This window comes from Bradymonas sediminis, from assembly GCF_003258315.1.
Taxonomy (GTDB): domain Bacteria; phylum Myxococcota_A; class Bradymonadia; order Bradymonadales; family Bradymonadaceae; genus Bradymonas; species Bradymonas sediminis.
The window spans coordinates 2,652,826-2,671,562 of sequence record NZ_CP030032.1 but is presented as its reverse complement, the minus strand read 5'-3'; the positions used below and the strand labels follow the sequence as shown (position 1 = coordinate 2,671,562).

Below are 18,737 nucleotides of genomic sequence, written 5' to 3'. Positions count from 1 at the left end.
GATTAGAGTTCGGGCGGCTGGGTTTTAGCGCCGGGCTTGGTGAAGTGCAGCTCGACCATGACGGCGTGTTTGTCCGGCACGATTTTGTGACCATGGTGGCGCGCGTGTACCTGCGTGAACTCGGCGCCCACGAAGAAGATCTGCACTGAATAGAAGATCCAGGCCAACAACACGACCAACGAGCTCGCCGCGCCGTAGCCCGAGCCCAGGTTCCCGTGGGTGATATAGAGGCTCAGCGCGGTCTTGCCGATGGTGAAAAATACCGCCGTCCAAAACGCGCCAAACGCAACATCTTTCCACTGAATCTTGACGTCGGGGACGTATTTAAACAGCGCGCCAAATAGCAGGGTCGTGACCACAAAGGAGCCGCCGAAGTTCAGCGTTTTCAGGAACCAGCTCGCCTCGGCGACCCCGCCGATGAAGCCCAGGATCGCCTTGAGGAAGGTCGTCAGGATAATGGCGACGAGCAGCAAGAATCCGACCGACAAGACCATCACAAAGCCGCCGAGTTTCTTCTTCACGGTGACCTTCCAACTCGCCTCCGGGTCGATGCGCACGCTCCAGATGCGGTTCAGCGCGCTGCGCAACTCGCCGAAGACCTTGCTGGCGCCGAAAAAGAGCAATCCGAGGCTGACGACGGTGGCGATGAGGCCCGATTTGGAGCCCGGGGTGCCCGCCGAGGCGATGGTGCTCTGGAGCAGCTCGGCGCCCGCGCTCCCCATAATGCCGTTGAGCTGCCGGGCGAGCTCGCCGCGCGCGGCGTCCTCACCGAAGACGAACCCGGCGATGGCCACGGCCAGCACCACGAGCGGGGCCAGGGAGAAGGTGGTATAAAAGGTGACAGACGCCGCCCAGGTCTGCGCGTCGTCCTCGTCCCATTCCTGGTAGACCTCCATGATGCGGGCCCAGATGAGCTTGAGGTGATTCATATCGTCCCGAGTCAATCGATGAGGGTTGTCTGGTCGACAGGGCTGCCATCGAGGCGCGCTGTTGCTCAAATTATAGGGCGAATTCGAGGCGTTGCGACCTATCGTCCGGAGTCGCGCGGCTTCCTGGGCAGCTTCTTTCGGAGCGCGGCCACCAACTCGCGCATGCCGGCCAGCTGCATCGGGCCGGGCTCGCGCCCGCCGAAGCGGGCGGTGAGGTAGCGCTGGCGTAGCGCGGCGAGTTCGGGCGCGGCGTCGGGGAACGCCTGGCTGAGTCGCTCTAGATAGACGCCGGGCCCCTCATCGGCGCGCCGCTCGACGCCGGCCGAGGCGCCCGCGCGCTCGACGCGCGCGAAGATCTCCTGCAGCTTCGACGCCTGGGTGCGAAAGAGCCAACGGCGGCTAAGCCAGACCAAAATGGCCAGGGCCGCCAGCAAGATTATACCGTAGGCGAGGGCGCCGAGGTTCAGGTCGCTCTTCGACTTGTCGTCGCTCTTCTGGGGAGAATCCGGGTTAGAGCGCGCGCCCGACCCAAAGAATTTCGCGGCCTTTTGCGCCAACGCGATCTGGGCGCCAAGGTCGTATTCGATGACCCATTTCATCCAGTTGAGGCGCGCGGCGTCGTAGGCGTTTCGAAGCCAGGTCTCCATCGGGCCGCGCTGAACCGGTAGCACGTCGGCGGCCGGGGTCGGGTCGATGGGAACCCAGCCATAATTGGGCACGTAGACCTCGGCCCAGGCGTGTGCGTCGCCCTGGCGCACCCCCAGATAGCCGCCCATGGAGTTCCAAGCGCCGCCCAAAAACCCGGTGACCAGGCGGGCGTGCACGCCCCGGGCGCGAAGCATCAGCACCGCCGTGCTGGCGAAATACTCGCAATGGCCCTGCTTGGTGTCGAAGACGAAGCTCTCGATGGGCTCGTCGTCGCGCACCGGCGGCAGGTCGGTGGTATAGCCGTAGCTGGTGCTCAGGTGCGCGACGATCGCCTCGGCCTTTTCGTAGGGCGTCTCGGCGCCGCGGCTCACCTGCTCGGCCAGGCTTAGGAAGTCCTGGGAGAGGTTCGGAAGCTGGAGGTATTGGGCATCGGGGCGGCGCTGCTCTGTCTCATAGGTCTGGCCGCGCAGCTCCTCGGCGTTGGGCAAGGTGAGCTGCTGGATCGAATAGGCGACGCCTACCTCGGACTCAAGCGTGTGGCGCAGGTCGCTATAGGCGTCGATGGTGAACCCGCCCTTAAGCGGGTTCCATGAGACCATCAACGCGTTATTTCCGTAGCGCACATTGCCGGTCGGCCACAGGCGCGGCAGCAAGTTGACCCCGAGCGGTTCCAGATAAATATCAACCTGTTGCGCCGGGCCGCCTGCCGCGGCGGGCTTCCACTTTTCGGTCTGAATCGGGGTGAATTGATAGCCTTTCTTTGCGGTCGGGAGGCTTCGCTCGGAGTCGTCGACGCTCTGCGACCAGGTGGCACCATTATAATGGTCGAAGGTCATCGTGCGCCAATGTAGGCTCTGATAATTCTCGGGGCGACCGTCGGGAAATTCGGCGCGCATGACGACTTCGGGGTTGTCGCGAATCGCGCCGTGAGAGCCCAATTCCACCGAATCCGAGAAGCCCGTCACAGACATCGAGTCGCGGGATTTATTGACGAAGAAGCCCAGGCCGACGCGCGGGAATACAAAAAAGATCGTCAAACTCGACACGAAGATGACCAGGCTAATCGCCCCGAGCACCAGCATATAGCGCCGGTCAAATGGCGAGCGCGAGCTGCTCGATATTTGGACCCGCTGAGCGGATTTCTCGTCCGGGTTCACCTCGGAGTTGAGGTGAAAGAGGGCCATGCTAAAGGTGCCGGCGATGACGTAAAGCCCAAAGAAGAGCCCGTAGACGATGTCCTGGCTGAGCGCGGTCGAGGCGGCAAAAACGAGCAGGGTCAGCGCATAGATTTGCAGGTCGTCGCGGGTGCGAAAGCGCCCGAATAATTTGATGGCGATGAGCACCAGCACAAAGCGGAGCGCTGCGACGATGATGGGCTCGGAGGTGGCCAATAATTGGAAGGCCGTAAAGGCGATAAAGCCCAGGGTCACCACGTTCCACCAGCGCGAGGGCGTGGCGTCTGCTGGCTTGTTTTTACTCGTAAACCAGCTCGCCAGCGTGGCGATGATAAAGCCGGCGCCGGTCAGCGCCCCGACGCCTCCGCCAAACGCTGCGCATAAAAATGCGATGAGCACGACCGCGTAGATGCCGCCCTTATGAAGCCCCGCCAGGTGTTGTTGCATCTTGAGATTCACGCGGCTTCCTCCGCTTTTGATTGCGCTGAATTCATGGGGAGCGCGTCCTCAGGCTTGGCCGCATGATTCGGCAATACGGTCGAGACCGCGCCTTTCTCGACGGCCAGAACCAGGTCGAAATCAGCGGCGATAAGCGAGGTTGGGCCCTCCAGACCGATGAGGATCTGCGCGTCTTTTGGCCGACCCGTCGCGCCTGATTTGGCGCCCGCAGCGCGGCTGCCGACAGGCGAAGTTGCGTGCCCGTCGCGAAGGTCGATGAGGGCCAGGGTCTCGAGCATGCGTTCGAAATGATTCGAGGCGCTGCTGGCCGGAAGGTGGGCGTCGAGGGTGCGAAGTCCCACACGCCAACCTGCCTGCAAAAGCGTTTGGATAAGACCGAAGGTGCGCTGGATGCCGACCTCGAAGTCGGCGTTCACAGTGTGGCGCTGCTGCGCGGGAAGGCCGGTGGTGTTGAGTAAAAAGAGCTCCACGCTGCGCTGCTCAGTGCTCTCGGTCTCGCGCACCACGACCTCGCCGCGCCTGGCGGTGGCCTTCCAGTGGATCAGCCGCTGGTCTTCGCCGGGCTGGTAGTCGCGAAGCCCGAAGAAGTCCTCGCCGCTGCCGCGTTTGTGGCGGGTGATATCGCCAAAATGAGCGTGGATATCCGAGAGCCACTCGCGCGCCTCACTGGCCGCCGGATACACCGTAATCTGCGCGGCTTCGTCGAGCTCGCGCCGCTTCTCGAAGAGCCCGAATGGAAAGCGCGTGATGATATCGAGCCCCGGAAGTTCGTATCTTCCGCGGGCCGGAAAGATATAGCGGGTCGGCAGGTCTTGGCGGTCGCGGGCCTCGACGCGCATTGTATAGGCCTGGGCAATCGCGGCGTCGGTGCGCGGGCTCTCGGCGTCCTTTGATTTTCGCTTCTTTCGCCGCCAGAACTTCCACCAGGGGATATGTTGGGGGCCGATCTTTCGCCCGGCCAATGGGCCTTTGAGTCCGGTCGCGCTGCGCTCGGCGACCTCGATGCTCAGCGAGGGCCAGCCCGCCGGGTTGGTGACCCGAAAGGTGCCGGGCGCGTTGGAGTCGGCGAAGACGCGGTGCGGTGGGTTGCGCTGGGCGTGGAGGCGCCGAATCACCGTCTCGCTCAGGATGCCGCTGGCCAGGATGAGCGAGAGCATCATCCCGAGCAAAAGGAAGAGGAGGTTGTCGCCGGTATTGATGGCGCCAAAGCCGATGCCGATGGTGATGAGCACAAAATATTTGCCCGCCGTAGTGAAGCTGAGTCGCCGCGGCGGACGCGTCCAGCGGCGCCACCGGGCGCCGAAGCTGGAGTCTTTATTTTGAGGTGTTTTTAAGGGGAAGGACTTCATGCGCGGACTCTATCAAAGGCGGGGGCTGCTCGCTATCTTCATCGCTTGGGCGTTGGTGTCGCTCAATTGGCCACGCATAATCCAGCGGCGTCGAATTTCACTGGGGAGTTATAGCCGAGCTGAAGCGCGGTGAGCGTCCATGTTTTGTCAGTGCTTTGAGCGAAGCGGGCAGCGGCTGCTTCACACGCCGACTTTAGGTCGCCGTCTTTTTTCCACGCGCGCGCGAACTCTCGCGTGGCCGCCGTCGCGGGGCTGGTGGGAGCGTCGGCCTCTAACTTCTTTCGGATTTCGTCCAGGCGCGCGGTGTCTCCCTGGGCCGCGGCGAGCATCGCGAGCTCGAAGCGGGCGACCAGCGGGAGCTGTCGACGCATCAGATCGGCGAGCTTGGCGTCGCCTTTAAGTGCGTCCGGGAGGTCTTTGAGCCCGCGCCCATCGATCACTTCCTGCAGCGCCGTTTCGGCCTTTTGGGGCTCGTTCTCGGCGATAAAATTCAGCGCGTCGTGGAGGCGGTGCAGGCGAAGATTCGACTTCTCCCAGCGCTTTGAGCGCTGGCTAAATTTCTGTGCTTTGGGGTTCCATTGATAGGTCACGCTGAGGTTTCGCTGGAATGGGCCAGCGCCAACCGAGCCGATATTGCCGCTCGATAGAGTGACTTCGGCCGGCTTTTTGTCGCCTCGAAGTTCGACGCCGCGGGTGGCGATATCGTTTTGTCGCTGGCTATCAAAGATGAGTCGAAGTGACGGGGCGCCTTTATTCGGTCGAGGGGCGACGCTATAGATTTTCACATCCTTAAAGCAGGTATGCGCGCCGCAAGTCTCCGCGCTCAGCGCGATATCGACAAGTCCGTCGCCGGTGAGGTCGGTTTGAGGGAGCAGGGCGACCGTGCGTGCTTCAACCGCGTAGAGCTCTGTCCAGCTCTGGTCGCCCCAGAGGACAAAGGCGCTCCAGGCGGGGCCTTGGGCCGAGCAGTCCTCGGCGCAGGGGTTCGGCATCACCACCGCCAGATCGCGGCGCCCATCACCATCGTAGTCGCCGCTGTCGACCTGAGGGTGCTCTTGTGATGCCGCCGCGTCGGCTTCGTTGACTCCGTTGACTCCGTTGACCCGGGTCTCTACGAGTTTTTTGCGTATCGCCTCAAGTGGTTTATTCTGCTTTTGTGCGGCCGCCAGCCATCTGAGGGCCTCGCTGGGTGAGGCGTCATCTTTTAGCTTTGCGGGCGATTTATGGGCGTCGTCAGGAAGTTTTTGGCGCGCCAATTCGTTTGAGCCCGTTGGGTTGGGCTGGCTCTTTGGGTTGACCTCGGCGGTTGCCGGAGCGCTTAGCGCCGGCAACACAACAAGCAGAACCATCGCCAGGGCCGCCGGGTTGTGAGCGAAAAACCGCCGCCTTGGCGTTGATGTTTGGAATCGCATAAGAGTTACCCGATAGGAAAAATACATGGTCATATAGCGTCGGGGCGACACAGCTACGTGTCCTATAGAACTAGGCAACCCGCCCGCTTATTCAACTTCGAGCTGAATAACTCAAGGGCGCGCGCCGCCTGCAAATTTTTGCCCTACGCTCTTTTCCTCGCACTGTGCGCCATTGCGGTGTAAGCTCGCGCTGACTATGACGCGCGTTGCCTCAGCATCCTCGTTGGCTCAAACACCCGTAGTTAAGCAAAATTATGAACGATATTGCATCCTCCAGCGACTCGAAATCTGCCCTTGGTCTTGGGCCGGGCACCGTGATTGCCGGGCGCTATGAAGTGGTGAAATTGCTGGGCTCGGGTGGTTTCGCGGCCGTCTTCCACGCCTTTGACCGCGATATCGAGCGTCAGGTGGCCATCAAAGTGCTCAATATCGCCGCGGTTACGGCGCCTGGCGCCGAGATGGGACCCTTCCTTGAGCGCTTCAAGCGCGAGGCCAAACTCGCCGCGCGCATTCATCATCCCAACGTCGTTGAGATTTATGATTTTGGCGTGATTGAGGGCAAAGCCATGCCCTATATCATTATGGAGATGCTGGACGGCCACGATCTGCAAGAAGAAGTGAGGATGAACGGCGGCATGGCGCCCGAGCGGGCGCTGCCGCTTTTCTTCGGCGCGCTCGAAGCCCTGGGCGAGGCGCATCGCCTCGGGATTGTTCATAAGGATATCAAGCCCGCGAACCTCTTTATCAGTCGCCCCGGGACCCGAAATGAGATGCTCAAAGTCGTCGACTTTGGCATCGCTCATATTGGCGGGACCGACGAAAGTCGCATGACCCAGACCGGCGCGATGTTCGGCACCCCGCAATATCTGTCGCCTGAATACGTGCAGACCCAGACGGTCGGCCCTGAGATGGACGTCTACCAGATGGCGCTGGTCCTGGTGGAGTTGCTCACCGGGCGCACCGTGGTCGACGACGAGAACCCCTGGCAATGCGCGCTCAAACACGCCACCGGCGAGTTGGTGATTCCGTCGGCGATTCTCGATGGTGAGCTCGGGCCGATCATCTCAAAGGCCCTGGAATACGAGCCGAGTGAGCGATTCCCGGACGCGCTCGCCTTCGCCGATGCCATCGACAAGATCGACCCGGCGAAGGTCGGCGACGGGCGCGACCCGAGCGGCGGCGCGCGCGTTGTGGCCACGAAATCGGCGCCGATGAACGCCGCGCAGAGCGCGCAGATTAACCTCGCACAGGCCCAGCAGGCCGCCGCTCAGGCTGGCAATCATAATAATCCGGCCACGTTGGCCGTGGACGCGCCTGGCATGGCGCAGGGCGCGCGTCAGGCGGCGCCTCAGCGCGTCACCGAGGCGATGAAGGCGCCTAAGAAATCGGGCAAGGGCCTTTGGATTGCGTTTTTTGTGCTGCTTAGTTTGGTGATCGCGAGCATCGTGGTGGTGATGACCTTCTGGCTTGATTTCCCTGCCGGAGCGCGCCTGTGGAATCAAATCACCGGCCAGAGCGCTGCGGTCAGCGCGCCCGCTAAGACCACCAAGAAGAAAGCGCCGGCGACGAAGAAGACAACAAAGAAGAAGGCGACGACCAAAAAGAAGACCACGAAGAAGCCAACCTCAAAGAAGACCACGACGAAGAAGCCGACCACCAAGAAGAAGGCGGCACCCAAAAAGACGGACACGAAGAAATAACTCGAAGAACTCGCCGGCCATTAGGCCGGCGTTTTTTTTGGTCGGGGACAAGCCGCTTGGGCTTGCAGCGCCTTGCAGCCCGGGCCTCCGGCTGCCATAGTAGGGCCATCATTTGATGTATGGTTCTCGAAGCCCAGGTGGTTTTCGAGGGACGCTCGCCACGCGAGCTCTATTTGGTAAGTTGGAGTCTAGATAATGACCGATTTTTTGGCGAAGCCGCATCCCGCGACGCGCCCGGCGACCTCGTTTTGTATTCGCGCGCTCCTCGCCGCACTCCTCGTGACAACCCTGGGTGGGTGCAGTCTTCAGAAGATCACCGTGAACCAAACCGCGGACGTCCTCTGGCAGGGCAGCAGCGCGCTGGAGGGCGAAGAAGACCCGCAATTTACGCGCGACGCGCTCCCGGCGAGCATGAAGACGGTCGAGAGTTTTTTGGCGAGCGCGCCGGAGAATAAGAAGCTGCTGCGGATCTTGGCGAAGGGGTATTTCTCCTATTCATTCGCCTTCCTCGAGCACGACCTTTTGGAGATGGAATACGGGGACGCGACGACCGAGGAGATCGACGCGGTGCGCGAGCGCGCGGTGATTCATTACCTGAAATCACATCGCTACGGGCTGCGGATTCTGGGCAATGAAGAGTTCAGCAAGGCCGCGAAAAACCTGGACGTCAAGCGCATTGAGTCGCTGCTCAAAGAGATGGACAAGGACGACGTGCCCGGGCTTTTTTGGACCGCCTATGGCTGGGGTTCGGCGGCCAATCTGGCCCAGAATCGCACCGATCTGGTGGCGGCGCTGCCCATCGTGGCGGCGATTATGCAGCGGACCATCGAGCTCGACGAGAAGTTCTTCTTTGGCGGCGCGCATCTGTTCTTCGGCGTTTATTACGGCAGCCGACCGGTGATGTATGGCGGCAGCCCCGAGCTTGCAAAAGAGCATTTCGAGCGCGCGATGAAGCTCTATGGGGACCGCAATATGGTCGCCCCGGCGCTCTATGCGCGCTTTTACGCGACCGCCGCCGGCGTCCAGGACCGCGAGCTCTTTCAGCGCCTTCTTGGCGAAGTGATCGAGGCGGACTTCGACAAATATCCGGAGCTGCGGCTCAATAACGAAGTCGCAAAATTACACGCCGAGTTCTGGTTGGCGCACGAAGACGACCTATTCTTTTGAGTGATAATTTTTGCCCAACGCCTCATTAATCGCATCGCAGGAGTGACCATGAACGCCAGCGCATTTTCGATAACTCGCCGCCTCACGCTGATTCTCACGATGGCCTTAGTCGGGCTCTTTTTTGGGGTCGGCACGCTCAGCGCCCAGGAGGGCGGCGCCGACGCGAAGGCGGCCGAAAAAGAAGAGACCTCCCACACGCTTCGCATCGCGAGCCTCGCGCCCAAAGGGTCGAGTTGGATGAAGTCCTTTGAGGCCGCCAAGCGCACCATCGCCAAAGAAAGTGGCGGCAAGATTAAGCTTAAATTTTATGCCGGCGGGGTGATGGGCGATGAGTCCGCGATGGTGCGAAAGATGCGCACCGGCCAGCTCGACGGCGCCGCGGTGACCAGCGTTGGCCTCGGCCATATCGACGAGAAGTTGCTCGTCCTGCAGCTTCCATTGACCTTCAAAAACTATAAAGAGCTCGACTATGTGCGCGACAAGATGTCGGGCACCTTCCAGGGGATTCTGGGGGCCAAGGGCTTTCGCCTGCTGACCTGGGGCGATGTCGGCTTCAACTATCTCTTCACCCAGACGCCGGTCAAAAAGCCGTCCGATTTGCGCCAGACGAAGCCCTGGGTTTGGGACACCGACCCGGTGACCAAAGAGGTCATGAAGGCGGCCAAGATTAACGCGGTCGCCCTCGGGGTCCCGGACGTGCTGTCGAGTCTGCAAACCGGCGTTATCAACACCTTCTTGAACTCCCCCTACGGCGCGGTCGCGCTGCAGTGGTACACCCAGGCCAAATTCGTCACGAACCTGCGCCTGGCCGTGGTCATCGGTGGCGTGATTATCAGCGAAAAATCCCTCGAGAAGCTCTCCGAGAACCAGCGCAAGATCGTGCTCGACGCCTTCGAAAAAGAAGGCAAGGTCTTGCTCTCGCAGATCCGAAAGGACAACGCCCAGGCCATCAAGACCATCGGTAAATCCGGCATCAAGACGGTCGAGCCGACCGATATGAAAGCCTGGACCGCCATGGCCGAAGAGGCGCGCAAGCGACTCACCGGCAAGCTCTTCCCCAAAGAATTGGTCGACGAGATGTACGGCCACCTTAAGGACGTGCGTTAATATCGCCTCGAATCCCTCGGTCACCTATTCCGGCCGCCCGCCGGTCCTCGGCGGGCGTTTTTATTGGATATTATGCTCAAAGCGCTGTTGAAATTCGAAGATGGTCTGATGCGCGTGGAGCGCGGTCTGCTCGTCTTATTCGTGATCGGTATGTTGCTCCTGGCGGCATATAACGTCTTCTATCGCAACCTGCTCGTGCCCTGGCAAAATAAGCTGATGGTCAGCGGGCCGCCGGTGGTGATGCTCGATACCCCCGAAGATACGCCGGCCGAGCAGGGCGGTGCGGAAGAGTTGATCGGCGAGGATGCCGATGACTTCGGCGGTGGGTTTGGCGGCGGTTTCGGCGACGACGCCGCGGAGGATTTGGCTGCAGAAGAAGTCGACGAATCCAACGACTTCGCCGGTGGATTCGGAGGTGGGTTCGGAGACGACTCCGCGGATGATTCGGCCGAAGAAGAAGTCGCTGATTCCAACGACTTCGGCGGCGGATTTGGCGGTGGGTTTGGCGATGAAGGTGAAGAGGTCGAAGAGGGTTTCGGCGGCGGATTTGGTGGAGGCTTCGGCGACGATGAAGTCGAGGAGGTCGAGTCTGCGGCTGCCAATCTCGACGAGGCGCCGGCCCCTGAGCCGCGCGCGGTCGAGCTGCTTACCCCCACAGAGGTCCCGGGCGGCCCGCCCGAAGATGGCTCGGTCTCGGCGATGATCGTCGGGCTTATCGACGCGCTCAAATTTAGCTGGATCGACAGCCTCTTGCGCCAACTCGTCATCATCTGCGGCTTCCTCGGCGCGATGCTCGCCGCGCGCCAGCGCAATCATATTACGATCGATATCTTCGGAAAGATGCTCAAGGGACGCGCGTTCGAGGTCGGCCAGGCGATTACCAGCGCGGCCGCCGTGGTGGTGTGCGCGTTGCTCGCCGTGTCGGGCATGGACCTGGTGAAGCTGGGGATCGAGTTTCCCCAACAGGTGATTCCCTGGATCACTCAATGGCAATTCCAGCTCATTTTTCCGATCGGTTGGGGGCTTATCGGTCTGCACTTTTTGGTGCGCGTCTTCGAGTCGGTCAAACGCGTTATGGACAATGATTTTCCGCAAGAGCCCGAGGAGGGCGACCTGCCCGGCGAGGCGAGTGCCATGCAAGGAGGTGCCTCATGATCAGCGCGCTACTCGGTGTGTTATTATTGGTGTTGGCCTTCTTCGGAGCGCCGCTCTTTGTGATTCTTGCCGGCCTGGCCATCGTGCTTTTTTCGGGCGCGGACACCGCGCTCGTGGTGCTCAGCGAGGAGAATTATAAGCTCGCGACGAGCCCGCATTTGATCACGATTCCGCTGTTCACCTTCGCCGGGTTTTTGATGGCCAAGAGCAACGCGGCCGACCGCCTGGTGCGGGTCAGCGACGCGCTGTTGGGCTGGATGCCGGGCGGGTTGGCGATTGTGGTGATCGCGTCCTGCGCGTTCTTTACGACCTTTACCGGCGCCTCGGGCGTGACCATCGTGGCGCTGGGCGGGCTGCTCTTTCCGATGATGGTGGCCGACGGGTATCCCGAGGAGTTTAGCCACGGGCTGATCACATCGAGCGGCTCGATTGGCCTGCTCTTTCCGCCGTCGCTGCCGATTATTTTGTACGGCATCGTGGCGATGACGAGCATCGACAAGCTCTTCGTGGCCGGGGTGCTGCCGGGGATGTTGATGGTCACGGTGCTCGGCGGATACGCGGTCTTTACGGCGCGCCGCTCCAAGGTCGCGCGCACCAAATTTGAGATGAAACCCGCGATGGACGCCCTGTGGGAGGCGAAGTGGGAGATGATGGTGCCGGTGGTGGTGCTCGTGAGCATCTACGGCGGCTTCGTCACGGTGGCCGAGGCGTCGGCGATTGCCGCGCTCTATGTGCTGATTGTGGAGGTATTTATCTTCAAGGATATCGCCATCTTTGCCGACGACACCCCGCGCGAGGACCTGGCCACGGTCATCCACGAGGCGATGGTGATGGTCGGGGCGATCCTGGTCATTCTGGGCGTGGCGATGGGGCTGACGAACTTCTTGATCCAGGAAGAAGTTCCGATGAAAATCCTGGCGTTTATCCAGGTGTATATCCACTCCAAGACGACCTTCTTAATCGTGCTGACGATCTTTTTGCTCATCGTCGGGTTTATGATGGATATCTTCAGCGCCATCGCCGTGGTGGTCCCGCTGATCACGCCGGTGGCGCTGGAATATGGCGTCGACCCGGTACACCTGGGGATTATTTTCCTTGCCAACCTCGAGATTGGCTATATCACCCCGCCGGTGGGGCTGAACCTGTTTATCGGCTCTTTGGCCTTCGATAAGCCCGTGGTTTATCTGTGCAAAACCGTACTTCCTTTCCTCGCGCTATTGCTTGGGACCCTGATGGTGATCACCTTTTGGGAAGACCTATCACTCGTATTGGTCCGCATCATGGGCGTGGGTTAGGGCGGTTGGGTGGTCGGGACCTTTTGGGGCGCGCAAGACAGGGGATGCGTTCCGTCATCACGGAGTGCCGGTTTCGCTCGAGTCCTATGTTTGGGCGGCGCGCACATTCTAGAACTTAGGGGGTGATGTATTTGAGTCGTGCCCCTGTCAGGCGAGGTAGCTGATGACCGAAATGATCCAAAAAGAAGAAGACGAGCTTAAGAATAATAGGAATGATAGGGGGGCCGAGGGGGATTTGGAGGCGGCGCTGGCTGAAAAGGAAGGTGCTAAGAAGATCGAAAGCCCGACCTTGCGCACATCCCAGGGCGCGCAAGTGCGCGGGTATCTGGCGAGCATCGCGGACAGCGATTTCGTGCGCGAACTCCAGCAGGCGTTGCGACACGCCCAGCAAATTACGGGCGATGACTGGCGCCTGGAGATTCGCGCCGATGGGGTCGAGATCGTGTGCCAGGATGAGCTCGATGAGGTCGAGGTTTCGCTGGATTCGGTCCTCGACCTTGCCAGTGAGTCGGTGGCGGAGTCGTGCATGAGCGCGGCGGAGGTGCCGCGCATTAAGCTGCCGGTGCCGCAGCCGCCGGGCACAAAAAAAGCGTCCAAGAAGGACGCTTAGGGTAAAAGGGCGCCTGGCGGCGCCTTTTTTATTGTGCGGATTCAGGGCGTATCTTCGAGTCGCATCAGCTCGACCGAATCCGCGTAACGTGTGTCTTCGCCGCTCAGCAGCGCGTCGGCCGAGGTGTCCCCAAATAGGTGGGCGCGCGCAAAGGCCAGGGAGTAGGCGTTGATGATCTCGTAGCCCAACTCAACGTCGATAAAGTCGGGGCTGCAGCCGTCATTTTTTAGCTCATCGATCGTCCCGCCGACCAGGGCGCACATATTCGAGAAGGTGAAGTGGCCGGCCTTTAGGACGTCGACGCGCAGGTGTTGCGAGCCGCTCATATTCGCCCAGATGGGGTTGCCTTCTTCGTCGGGCTTCAGGGTGTTGTCCATGCGCCCGGTCATCAGCAGGGTTGGCATCTGGATGTTGGCCAGTCCGCCGCGAAACGCCTGGTACCCGCCGGGCGCCTGGGGAATCGAGACCTTGATGCGTGCGTCATAAAAGCCGTCGCGCAAAATATCGCTCCAATCCTCGCGCCCCTCCAGAATCTCGCAGAAGTTGTCGTCATCGACCTCACAAAAGGCGATTAACTCGTCGACCGCGAAGGTCGCGCCGCTGCTGGCAAGCGAGGTGAATCCGCCGAAGCTATGGCCGGACAAAACGATCTTCTCTGCGTCGATGGCCCCATATAGCGGCTCTTCGGCGTCAAATCCGAGCACATAGTCGAGCACCGCGGTGATGTCCTGCGAGCGAAAGACCGCCGAGGTCAGGTCGATCGCGCCCACGGTGTCCAGCAGGGTGTTGCCCTGATGGTCCGGCGCCACGATCACCCAGCCGTGGCTGGCGAAGAACTCGGCCATAAAATAGCTCTGCTCGGCCATCGCCGCGTTGCCGTGGGAGAAGACGAGCAGCGGCGCGGGCTCGGCGGGGTCGATGGCGATGCTCGCGTCTCGGAACGCCTCTTTGCGCTTGATGCGCTCCCAATAGCGCGACTCCTGGCCTTCGACGTCGGTGGTGGGGTACCAGACCGCCAGGCGCAACTCGCGCGGCTCATCGGTGCCGCGCGCGTCATAAATCACCTCGCGCTGAGTATACCCAACCTGGTAGGGCCCCGGCTCGCTCACCGACCAGGGGCGGGGCGGCAGCGGTTCTTCGAGCTGCGCGTCGGCGTCCGCCGCCCCCCCATCGGCAACCGTTGCGTCTTCGTCCCCCTCGCCGTCGCCGGCGACGTCCGCCGAGTAGGTATCCGCTGGACTCGTATTCTTATCATCCGTATCCGACCCGCAACCGCTGGGCACGAGTGAAAAAGAGACCGCGACGAGAATAAAGAAGATATGCTTTGAAAAGGGGGTGGAAGGCATAATGTCGCTTGAAATAAGGGTTATCTGGGAGTCGTGGCGATGATATCTGGGATATCAAAAAGAAATTATCGAATAAAAGCCACTGTTAAACACATTAACGAGTTCGACTTTGATACTCAATCAGAAAGTCGACGCGAATTCGAGAGCTAAGGGTGTTTGTAAGGCAGGAAATGCTTATTTTGTAGATGAGCTGGCGCGACCATTCTCTATCATTAGAAGTGGCTGGCTGGCTTGAAAACGATGTCAGGGGCGCGTCTCAATAAGAAAATTTAGCGCTGGAATATTTTGCTGCTGCATAGTGGAAAGTGTTTGCGCTGGGTTGCGGAGCAGTTAAAACTAAAAAAGCTCTGGTGCTGGCGCGTTGGATGCTGTAAATCTTGGACAGTTTCGGGTAATGCTCGTGAAAGCACCCCGATAAAACTGGCTCAGTAACCTTGCAGTAGATGAAGGTATCAGGCCGCGAACACTGCGCGACATGATAAAAATAGTTGGGCGATATAAATAAGCCCACCTGGGTAGTTCCCTAATTGACGGTGATTTAGACAATGACAGCCAACGGCAAGCACGAATCCAGTAGCGCTTCATCGAAACATGACTCCGGATTTCAGGTCTCAGACGATGCTGAATTCACGGGAGGTGTGCCCGAAGGAGCATTCTATGTGCCGGTCTCGGTACTAAATCCGCCGACGTTGATTCAGAATGTTCTGGAACGTTTTGAAGTGGGAACGGTGGGAGACCTGCTCGAGCTTAGCGAGACGGTGCTGCGCGACGCGCGCGGCGTCGGGGCCAAGAAGATCGACGTAATCGGCGACCTGAAGGTGCGCGCGCGCAACGAACTTGCGTTCTCGAGCCAGGGGCTTAGCGAGGCGAGCGAAACCCAGCTGTTGAGCGACCGTCTGGGGAAGAGCGGCGTGGGTATGGATGAGCCGTGGGAGCGGGTTCTTCGCGTCCTGCCGACGCGCGCGCGCGGCGCGTTCGAGAGTGTCGGCTATACCTCGGTGCGAGACCTGGTCAACGCGTTTGAGCGCGGCGAGCTGGGCCGGCTGCCCAACTTCGGCCCCAAGACCCTCACGCGAGTGCATGAGATTTTGGAGACCATCGCGAACCACGGCCTCGACGCCTATCTCTTCGGCGACCGCGGTCGCCCGGAGAACCTGCACGACCTGATCGAGCAGGCCCTGGACACCCTGGAGGAGAGTGACCGCGATATCGTGGAGCGCCGCTTCTTCGTGGGCGATACCTTCGGGGATATCGGCGATGATTATGACGTCAGCTTCCAGGCCATCCAGGCCCGCTTCGACACCCTGGTGGAGACCCTGAGTTATCATTTTCGGCCCGAGGCCGAGGTGCTCTTAGAGCCGGTGGTCGAGGCGGCAGAGAAGGCCGGTGGCCTGTTGCCCGCGGATCGCGTCACGGAGTTGACCGAGATCAACGACTTGCACCGCATTCTCTTCGCGCTGCATCTGGCAGGGCTCGTGGAGTTCCGGATCTGGCAGGGGGTCTTTATTACCTCGCTGCACCAGAGCGAGATCGACATCAAGCTGCGCCGCTTGCGCGACGCGATTGTCGAGACCGGCCGGGCGGTCCTGCCCTTTGAGCAGGTCAAGAACTTCTCGCATCGCGCCGGATTGCGCATGGACCGCGCCGGGCTTACCCATCTCTTCCAGGTCGCCTGGGAGGTCGATATCGGCAAGTCCCGCTCGATCAAGAACCCCTGGGCTCGCCGCAGTGACCACGTGGCCAACGTCCTGGAGGACGTCGCCAGTCCCATGAGCGCGCAGGAAATCCTGACCCGCCTGGAGTCCTTCGAGCAGCACGAGCACGGGATCAATGAGATCAGCGAGCGCGCCCTAAACGGCCTGCTGCATCGCCATGAGGATATCTATACCATCGAGCGCGGCACCTATGTCCACGCCAGCGCGTTGCCGATTTCGCTGGACGCCCTGGATTCGGTCGTGCAGTGGTGCGTCAAGCGCCTGCACGGCGAGTCCGGCCAGATCAGCACCAAATATCTGCTGGGCGAATTGGACGAGCTTGGCAAGACCGAAGAGGGCTTGACGCCGTATCTGCTCAAGGACGCGTTGAGCCGGCATTCGGACGTGCTGACCTTTAAGAATACCTACCTGGTGGCCCACGCGGCGACCTTCGAGGAGAGCGGCAAAACGCTGGCCGACCGCGTGGAGACCGTGCTGGTCGAAGCGAGCGCGCCGCTGACGGTCGAAGACGTCATCGACCTGCTGCCCGAGGGAATCGACTACCATCGAATGTCCATCTATACGACGCTTTTGTCGGCGCCGTTCTCGCTGAATATGGGCAATAATCGCTTCGTGCATCTTTCCTTCGTCGGGCTCAGTGAGAACCGGCGGGTTCGCCTGCTCGACGCGGTTCATGACACGCTGCCGGCCGACGGCACGCCGATGTCCTGCGCGGATTTGCTCAGCGAGCTCAGCGAGATGGCCGAAGCGCGCGGGTTGGCGATTCGCGAATATGGCTCCGGTTTGCTCTGGGGCCTGCTGCGCGAGCATGAGAAGGTCGTCTGCGGGCCGGGTGAGTTGGTCGCTCGCGACACCGGCAGCGAAAGCCAGCACGTGCTGCGCACCGCGATCGGCCAGATCGTCGGGGACTACGGCGCCGCTTATCCGCGCGAGGTCCGCAGCGAGTTGCGCACCCAATACGGCTACGGCGGGTCGGACTCCGCGGTCTTCGGTTCGCTGACGCGCAGCGCCGAGGAAGGGCGTCTGCTTCGCCTGCCCGAGTCCCTCTATGTGACCGAAGGGAGCAACGAGGAGATCTTGGAGGCGATGGCCCAGCGCGACCGCGAGATCGTGCGGCTTTCGCGCAGCTCCGAGCTCGCCAGCACCCCGCAGCGCGTGCTGCGCCTTCTTGCCAGCTATTATGAAGAGCATGGTCATCGCAATCAGCTCGAGAAGATTCGCTCGATTCGATAATCTCGCTTCTTCGTACGATTAGGTCGCGATGGCTAAGATTAAGATAGGCATTTTGTCAGATACCCACGGCTGGCTCGACCCCGAGCTGGTCGAGCTCTTCCAGGACAAGCAGGTAGACCTGCTGATTCATGCCGGTGACATCGGCAACCAGGAGGTTATCGACCAGCTCGAGGCGCTCGCCGAGCTGAAGATCGTCAAGGGTAATATTGACGGCGGCGACCTGCGCTTTCTTCCTGAGACGCTGGTATTTTTGGTGGGGCCGCGCAAATTCGTCCTGCGCCATATCGCCGGCTCGCCGCGCAGCCCGAATATGGCCGCGCGCGGGCTTATCGCCGAGCATAAACCCGATATCTTTATCTGCGGCCACAGCCATATCCCCGTGGTCGGCCGAGTCAAAGAGACCTTATGGGTGAACCCGGGCGCCTGCGGGCGAGTGGGTTTTCATGACCTGTGCTTCGCGCTCTTTTTATATGTTGACGAAGACAGCGGTGAGCTCGAGATGGAGCGCATTCATCTGGGCTCACGCGTCGCGGGTTTCAAGAAGCCCTGAAATGCGCGGCGCGTCATCTCGCCGCGGCCCACCTGCGCAAACTCTCCCATCATTAAAGACCGATAGTCTCGTCGCTTGGCGCGCCGAAGACGCGCCTCGGGTCGCCGTGGCGGTCCGTGAGCGCCAGGGCGCGCAGTTGTGGGTCGCGGGACTTGATGCCGAAATCCCGGGGCATCCAGATATGAAATTTCAGGTTATTATCGGTGGTCGCGCGCAGGTCTTGCCAGCCCAGGTGGTTCGAGATTGTGGTGCAGATCGCGCGCTTGGTGCCGGTGGGCATGCCCTCCCAGGAGCTGCGAATCGCGCCGACCAGCAGGTCCGCGAGCTGGATGCCGCGGTGCTGTCGGCTGTCGACGCGCTGAAAGTCAATCAATAGTTGGCGCTCGCTCTTCGACTGAGCCGCGCACACCCCCTGGAGCAGGTGGAACTCTTTGCGGGTGCGGGCAGGATTGCGCCCATCAACCTGGTCGGCGCGCACCTCGAATTCGCGCGGTCCTCCGGGCAGTTGGTCGAATTGGTGCATGCGTGCGCCGAGCATCGCGTATAATAGCTTGCGATAGGCGAAGGTGGAGTTTTTGCGCGTCAGCTGCCCCAGGGTCGAGCGGCGCACCCACATCGACTGGAAGCAGAGCCAGGGGGTCTCAAAGAACCAGCGAATGGCCTCGTTTCGCGCCCCACCGTCGCCGGTATGGCTCCATTTTAATTCGTTTTTCTGGTTGGATTTGCTGCAGAAATAATCCAGCGTCTGGTTCAGCTCATCCACCGATTCGCTCGGGCACCAGATTGAACCCCAGCCAAAATACCGGCAATCATGAGCGCCGGTTTCGTCACAAAAAACGGTTATTCTCTGCGTCATAATTTCCTTTTGCCCGTGTCTGTATGAAAAA

At 60.7% G+C, this 18,737-nt stretch carries 14 protein-coding genes; 8 read left to right on the top strand and 6 right to left on the bottom strand.

What is annotated here, in order from left to right:
• Nucleotides 1–2 precede the first annotated feature (2 nt).
• From DN745_RS10125 to DN745_RS10110, 4 genes are all read right to left on the bottom strand, one after another.
• Nucleotides 3–929, bottom strand: a complete 927-nt coding sequence (locus DN745_RS10125) for a YihY/virulence factor BrkB family protein (RefSeq protein ID WP_111334533.1) — start codon at nt 927–929, stop codon at nt 3–5.
• Nucleotides 930–1,027: 98 nt separating this feature from the next.
• Complete coding sequence (locus DN745_RS10120) at nt 1,028–3,211, bottom strand: transglutaminase TgpA family protein (RefSeq protein WP_111334531.1); 2,184 nt, start codon at nt 3,209–3,211, stop codon at nt 1,028–1,030.
• A complete protein-coding gene (locus tag DN745_RS10115) occupies nt 3,208–4,560 on the bottom strand; it encodes a DUF58 domain-containing protein (protein WP_111334530.1) in 1,353 nt (450 codons plus the stop codon). The genes DN745_RS10120 and DN745_RS10115 overlap by 4 nt, the downstream gene beginning before the upstream one ends.
• A 62-nt stretch (nt 4,561–4,622) precedes the next feature.
• Entirely contained in the window at nt 4,623–5,909 is a 1,287-nt protein-coding gene (locus DN745_RS10110) for a hypothetical protein (protein WP_111334528.1), read from the bottom strand.
• Nucleotides 5,910–6,226: 317 nt separating this feature from the next.
• Between DN745_RS10110 and DN745_RS10105 the strand changes: the two genes are divergently transcribed.
• The 6 genes from DN745_RS10105 (at nt 6,227) to DN745_RS10080 (ending at nt 13,006) form a co-directional block, all read left to right on the top strand.
• A complete protein-coding gene (locus tag DN745_RS10105; protein WP_111334526.1) occupies nt 6,227–7,672 on the top strand; it encodes a serine/threonine protein kinase in 1,446 nt (481 codons plus the stop codon).
• Between the two features lie 195 nt (nt 7,673–7,867).
• Nucleotides 7,868–8,839 carry a TRAP transporter TatT component family protein gene (locus DN745_RS10100; protein ID WP_111334525.1) on the top strand — a complete coding sequence of 324 codons (972 nt, stop codon included), beginning with the start codon at nt 7,868–7,870 and terminating at the stop codon, nt 8,837–8,839.
• A 48-nt stretch (nt 8,840–8,887) separates the two neighbouring features.
• Entirely contained in the window at nt 8,888–9,946 is a 1,059-nt protein-coding gene (locus tag DN745_RS10095) for a TRAP transporter substrate-binding protein (RefSeq protein ID WP_111334523.1), read from the top strand.
• Nucleotides 9,947–10,018: 72 nt separating this feature from the next.
• Nucleotides 10,019–11,101 carry a TRAP transporter small permease gene (locus tag DN745_RS10090; RefSeq protein WP_133621790.1) on the top strand — a complete coding sequence of 361 codons (1,083 nt, stop codon included), beginning with the start codon at nt 10,019–10,021 and terminating at the stop codon, nt 11,099–11,101.
• Nucleotides 11,098–12,396 (top strand): TRAP transporter large permease, encoded by a 1,299-nt coding sequence (locus DN745_RS10085; RefSeq protein WP_111334520.1) that lies wholly within the window; start codon nt 11,098–11,100, stop codon nt 12,394–12,396. The genes DN745_RS10090 and DN745_RS10085 overlap by 4 nt, the downstream gene beginning before the upstream one ends.
• Before the next feature lie 163 nt (nt 12,397–12,559).
• Nucleotides 12,560–13,006, top strand: a complete 447-nt coding sequence (locus DN745_RS10080) for a hypothetical protein (protein ID WP_111334518.1) — start codon at nt 12,560–12,562, stop codon at nt 13,004–13,006.
• Nucleotides 13,007–13,047: 41 nt separating this feature from the next.
• Here the strand turns inward: DN745_RS10080 and DN745_RS10075 are convergent, their stop codons facing one another.
• Complete coding sequence (locus DN745_RS10075; protein WP_111334516.1) at nt 13,048–14,352, bottom strand: alpha/beta hydrolase family protein; 1,305 nt, start codon at nt 14,350–14,352, stop codon at nt 13,048–13,050.
• 719 nt (nt 14,353–15,071) lie between these two features.
• Between DN745_RS10075 and DN745_RS10070 the strand changes: the two genes are divergently transcribed.
• Both DN745_RS10070 and DN745_RS10065 read left to right on the top strand, forming a co-directional pair.
• Nucleotides 15,072–17,300 (top strand): hypothetical protein, encoded by a 2,229-nt coding sequence (locus tag DN745_RS10070; protein ID WP_133621791.1) that lies wholly within the window; start codon nt 15,072–15,074, stop codon nt 17,298–17,300.
• Between the two features lie 28 nt (nt 17,301–17,328).
• Nucleotides 17,329–17,850, top strand: a complete 522-nt coding sequence (locus DN745_RS10065; RefSeq protein WP_111334513.1) for a metallophosphoesterase family protein — start codon at nt 17,329–17,331, stop codon at nt 17,848–17,850.
• Nucleotides 17,851–17,902: 52 nt separating this feature from the next.
• Here DN745_RS10065 and DN745_RS10060 read toward each other — a convergent pair whose 3' ends face one another.
• Nucleotides 17,903–18,706 (bottom strand): DUF3800 domain-containing protein, encoded by an 804-nt coding sequence (locus tag DN745_RS10060; protein ID WP_111334511.1) that lies wholly within the window; start codon nt 18,704–18,706, stop codon nt 17,903–17,905.
• Between the last annotated feature and the right edge of the window lie 31 nt (nt 18,707–18,737).

Bases quoted from the DNA above. Each gene is read 5' to 3' on its own strand.
- DN745_RS10125 (WP_111334533.1), bottom strand. From the start codon at position 929: ATGAATCACCTCAAGCTCATCTGGGCCCGCATCATGGAGGTCTACCAG.
- DN745_RS10115 (WP_111334530.1), bottom strand. From the start codon at position 4,560: ATGAAGTCCTTCCCCTTAAAAACACCTCAAAATAAAGACTCCAGCTTC.
- DN745_RS10110 (WP_111334528.1), bottom strand. From the start codon at position 5,909: ATGGTTCTGCTTGTTGTGTTGCCGGCGCTAAGCGCTCCGGCAACCGCC.
- DN745_RS10105 (WP_111334526.1), top strand. From the start codon at position 6,227: ATGAACGATATTGCATCCTCCAGCGACTCGAAATCTGCCCTTGGTCTT.
- DN745_RS10100 (WP_111334525.1), top strand. From the start codon at position 7,868: ATGACCGATTTTTTGGCGAAGCCGCATCCCGCGACGCGCCCGGCGACC.
- DN745_RS10095 (WP_111334523.1), top strand. From the start codon at position 8,888: ATGAACGCCAGCGCATTTTCGATAACTCGCCGCCTCACGCTGATTCTC.
- DN745_RS10090 (WP_133621790.1), top strand. From the start codon at position 10,019: ATGCTCAAAGCGCTGTTGAAATTCGAAGATGGTCTGATGCGCGTGGAG.
- DN745_RS10085 (WP_111334520.1), top strand. From the start codon at position 11,098: ATGATCAGCGCGCTACTCGGTGTGTTATTATTGGTGTTGGCCTTCTTC.
- DN745_RS10080 (WP_111334518.1), top strand. From the start codon at position 12,560: ATGACCGAAATGATCCAAAAAGAAGAAGACGAGCTTAAGAATAATAGG.
- DN745_RS10075 (WP_111334516.1), bottom strand. From the start codon at position 14,352: ATGCCTTCCACCCCCTTTTCAAAGCATATCTTCTTTATTCTCGTCGCG.
- DN745_RS10065 (WP_111334513.1), top strand. From the start codon at position 17,329: ATGGCTAAGATTAAGATAGGCATTTTGTCAGATACCCACGGCTGGCTC.
- DN745_RS10060 (WP_111334511.1), bottom strand. From the start codon at position 18,706: ATGACGCAGAGAATAACCGTTTTTTGTGACGAAACCGGCGCTCATGAT.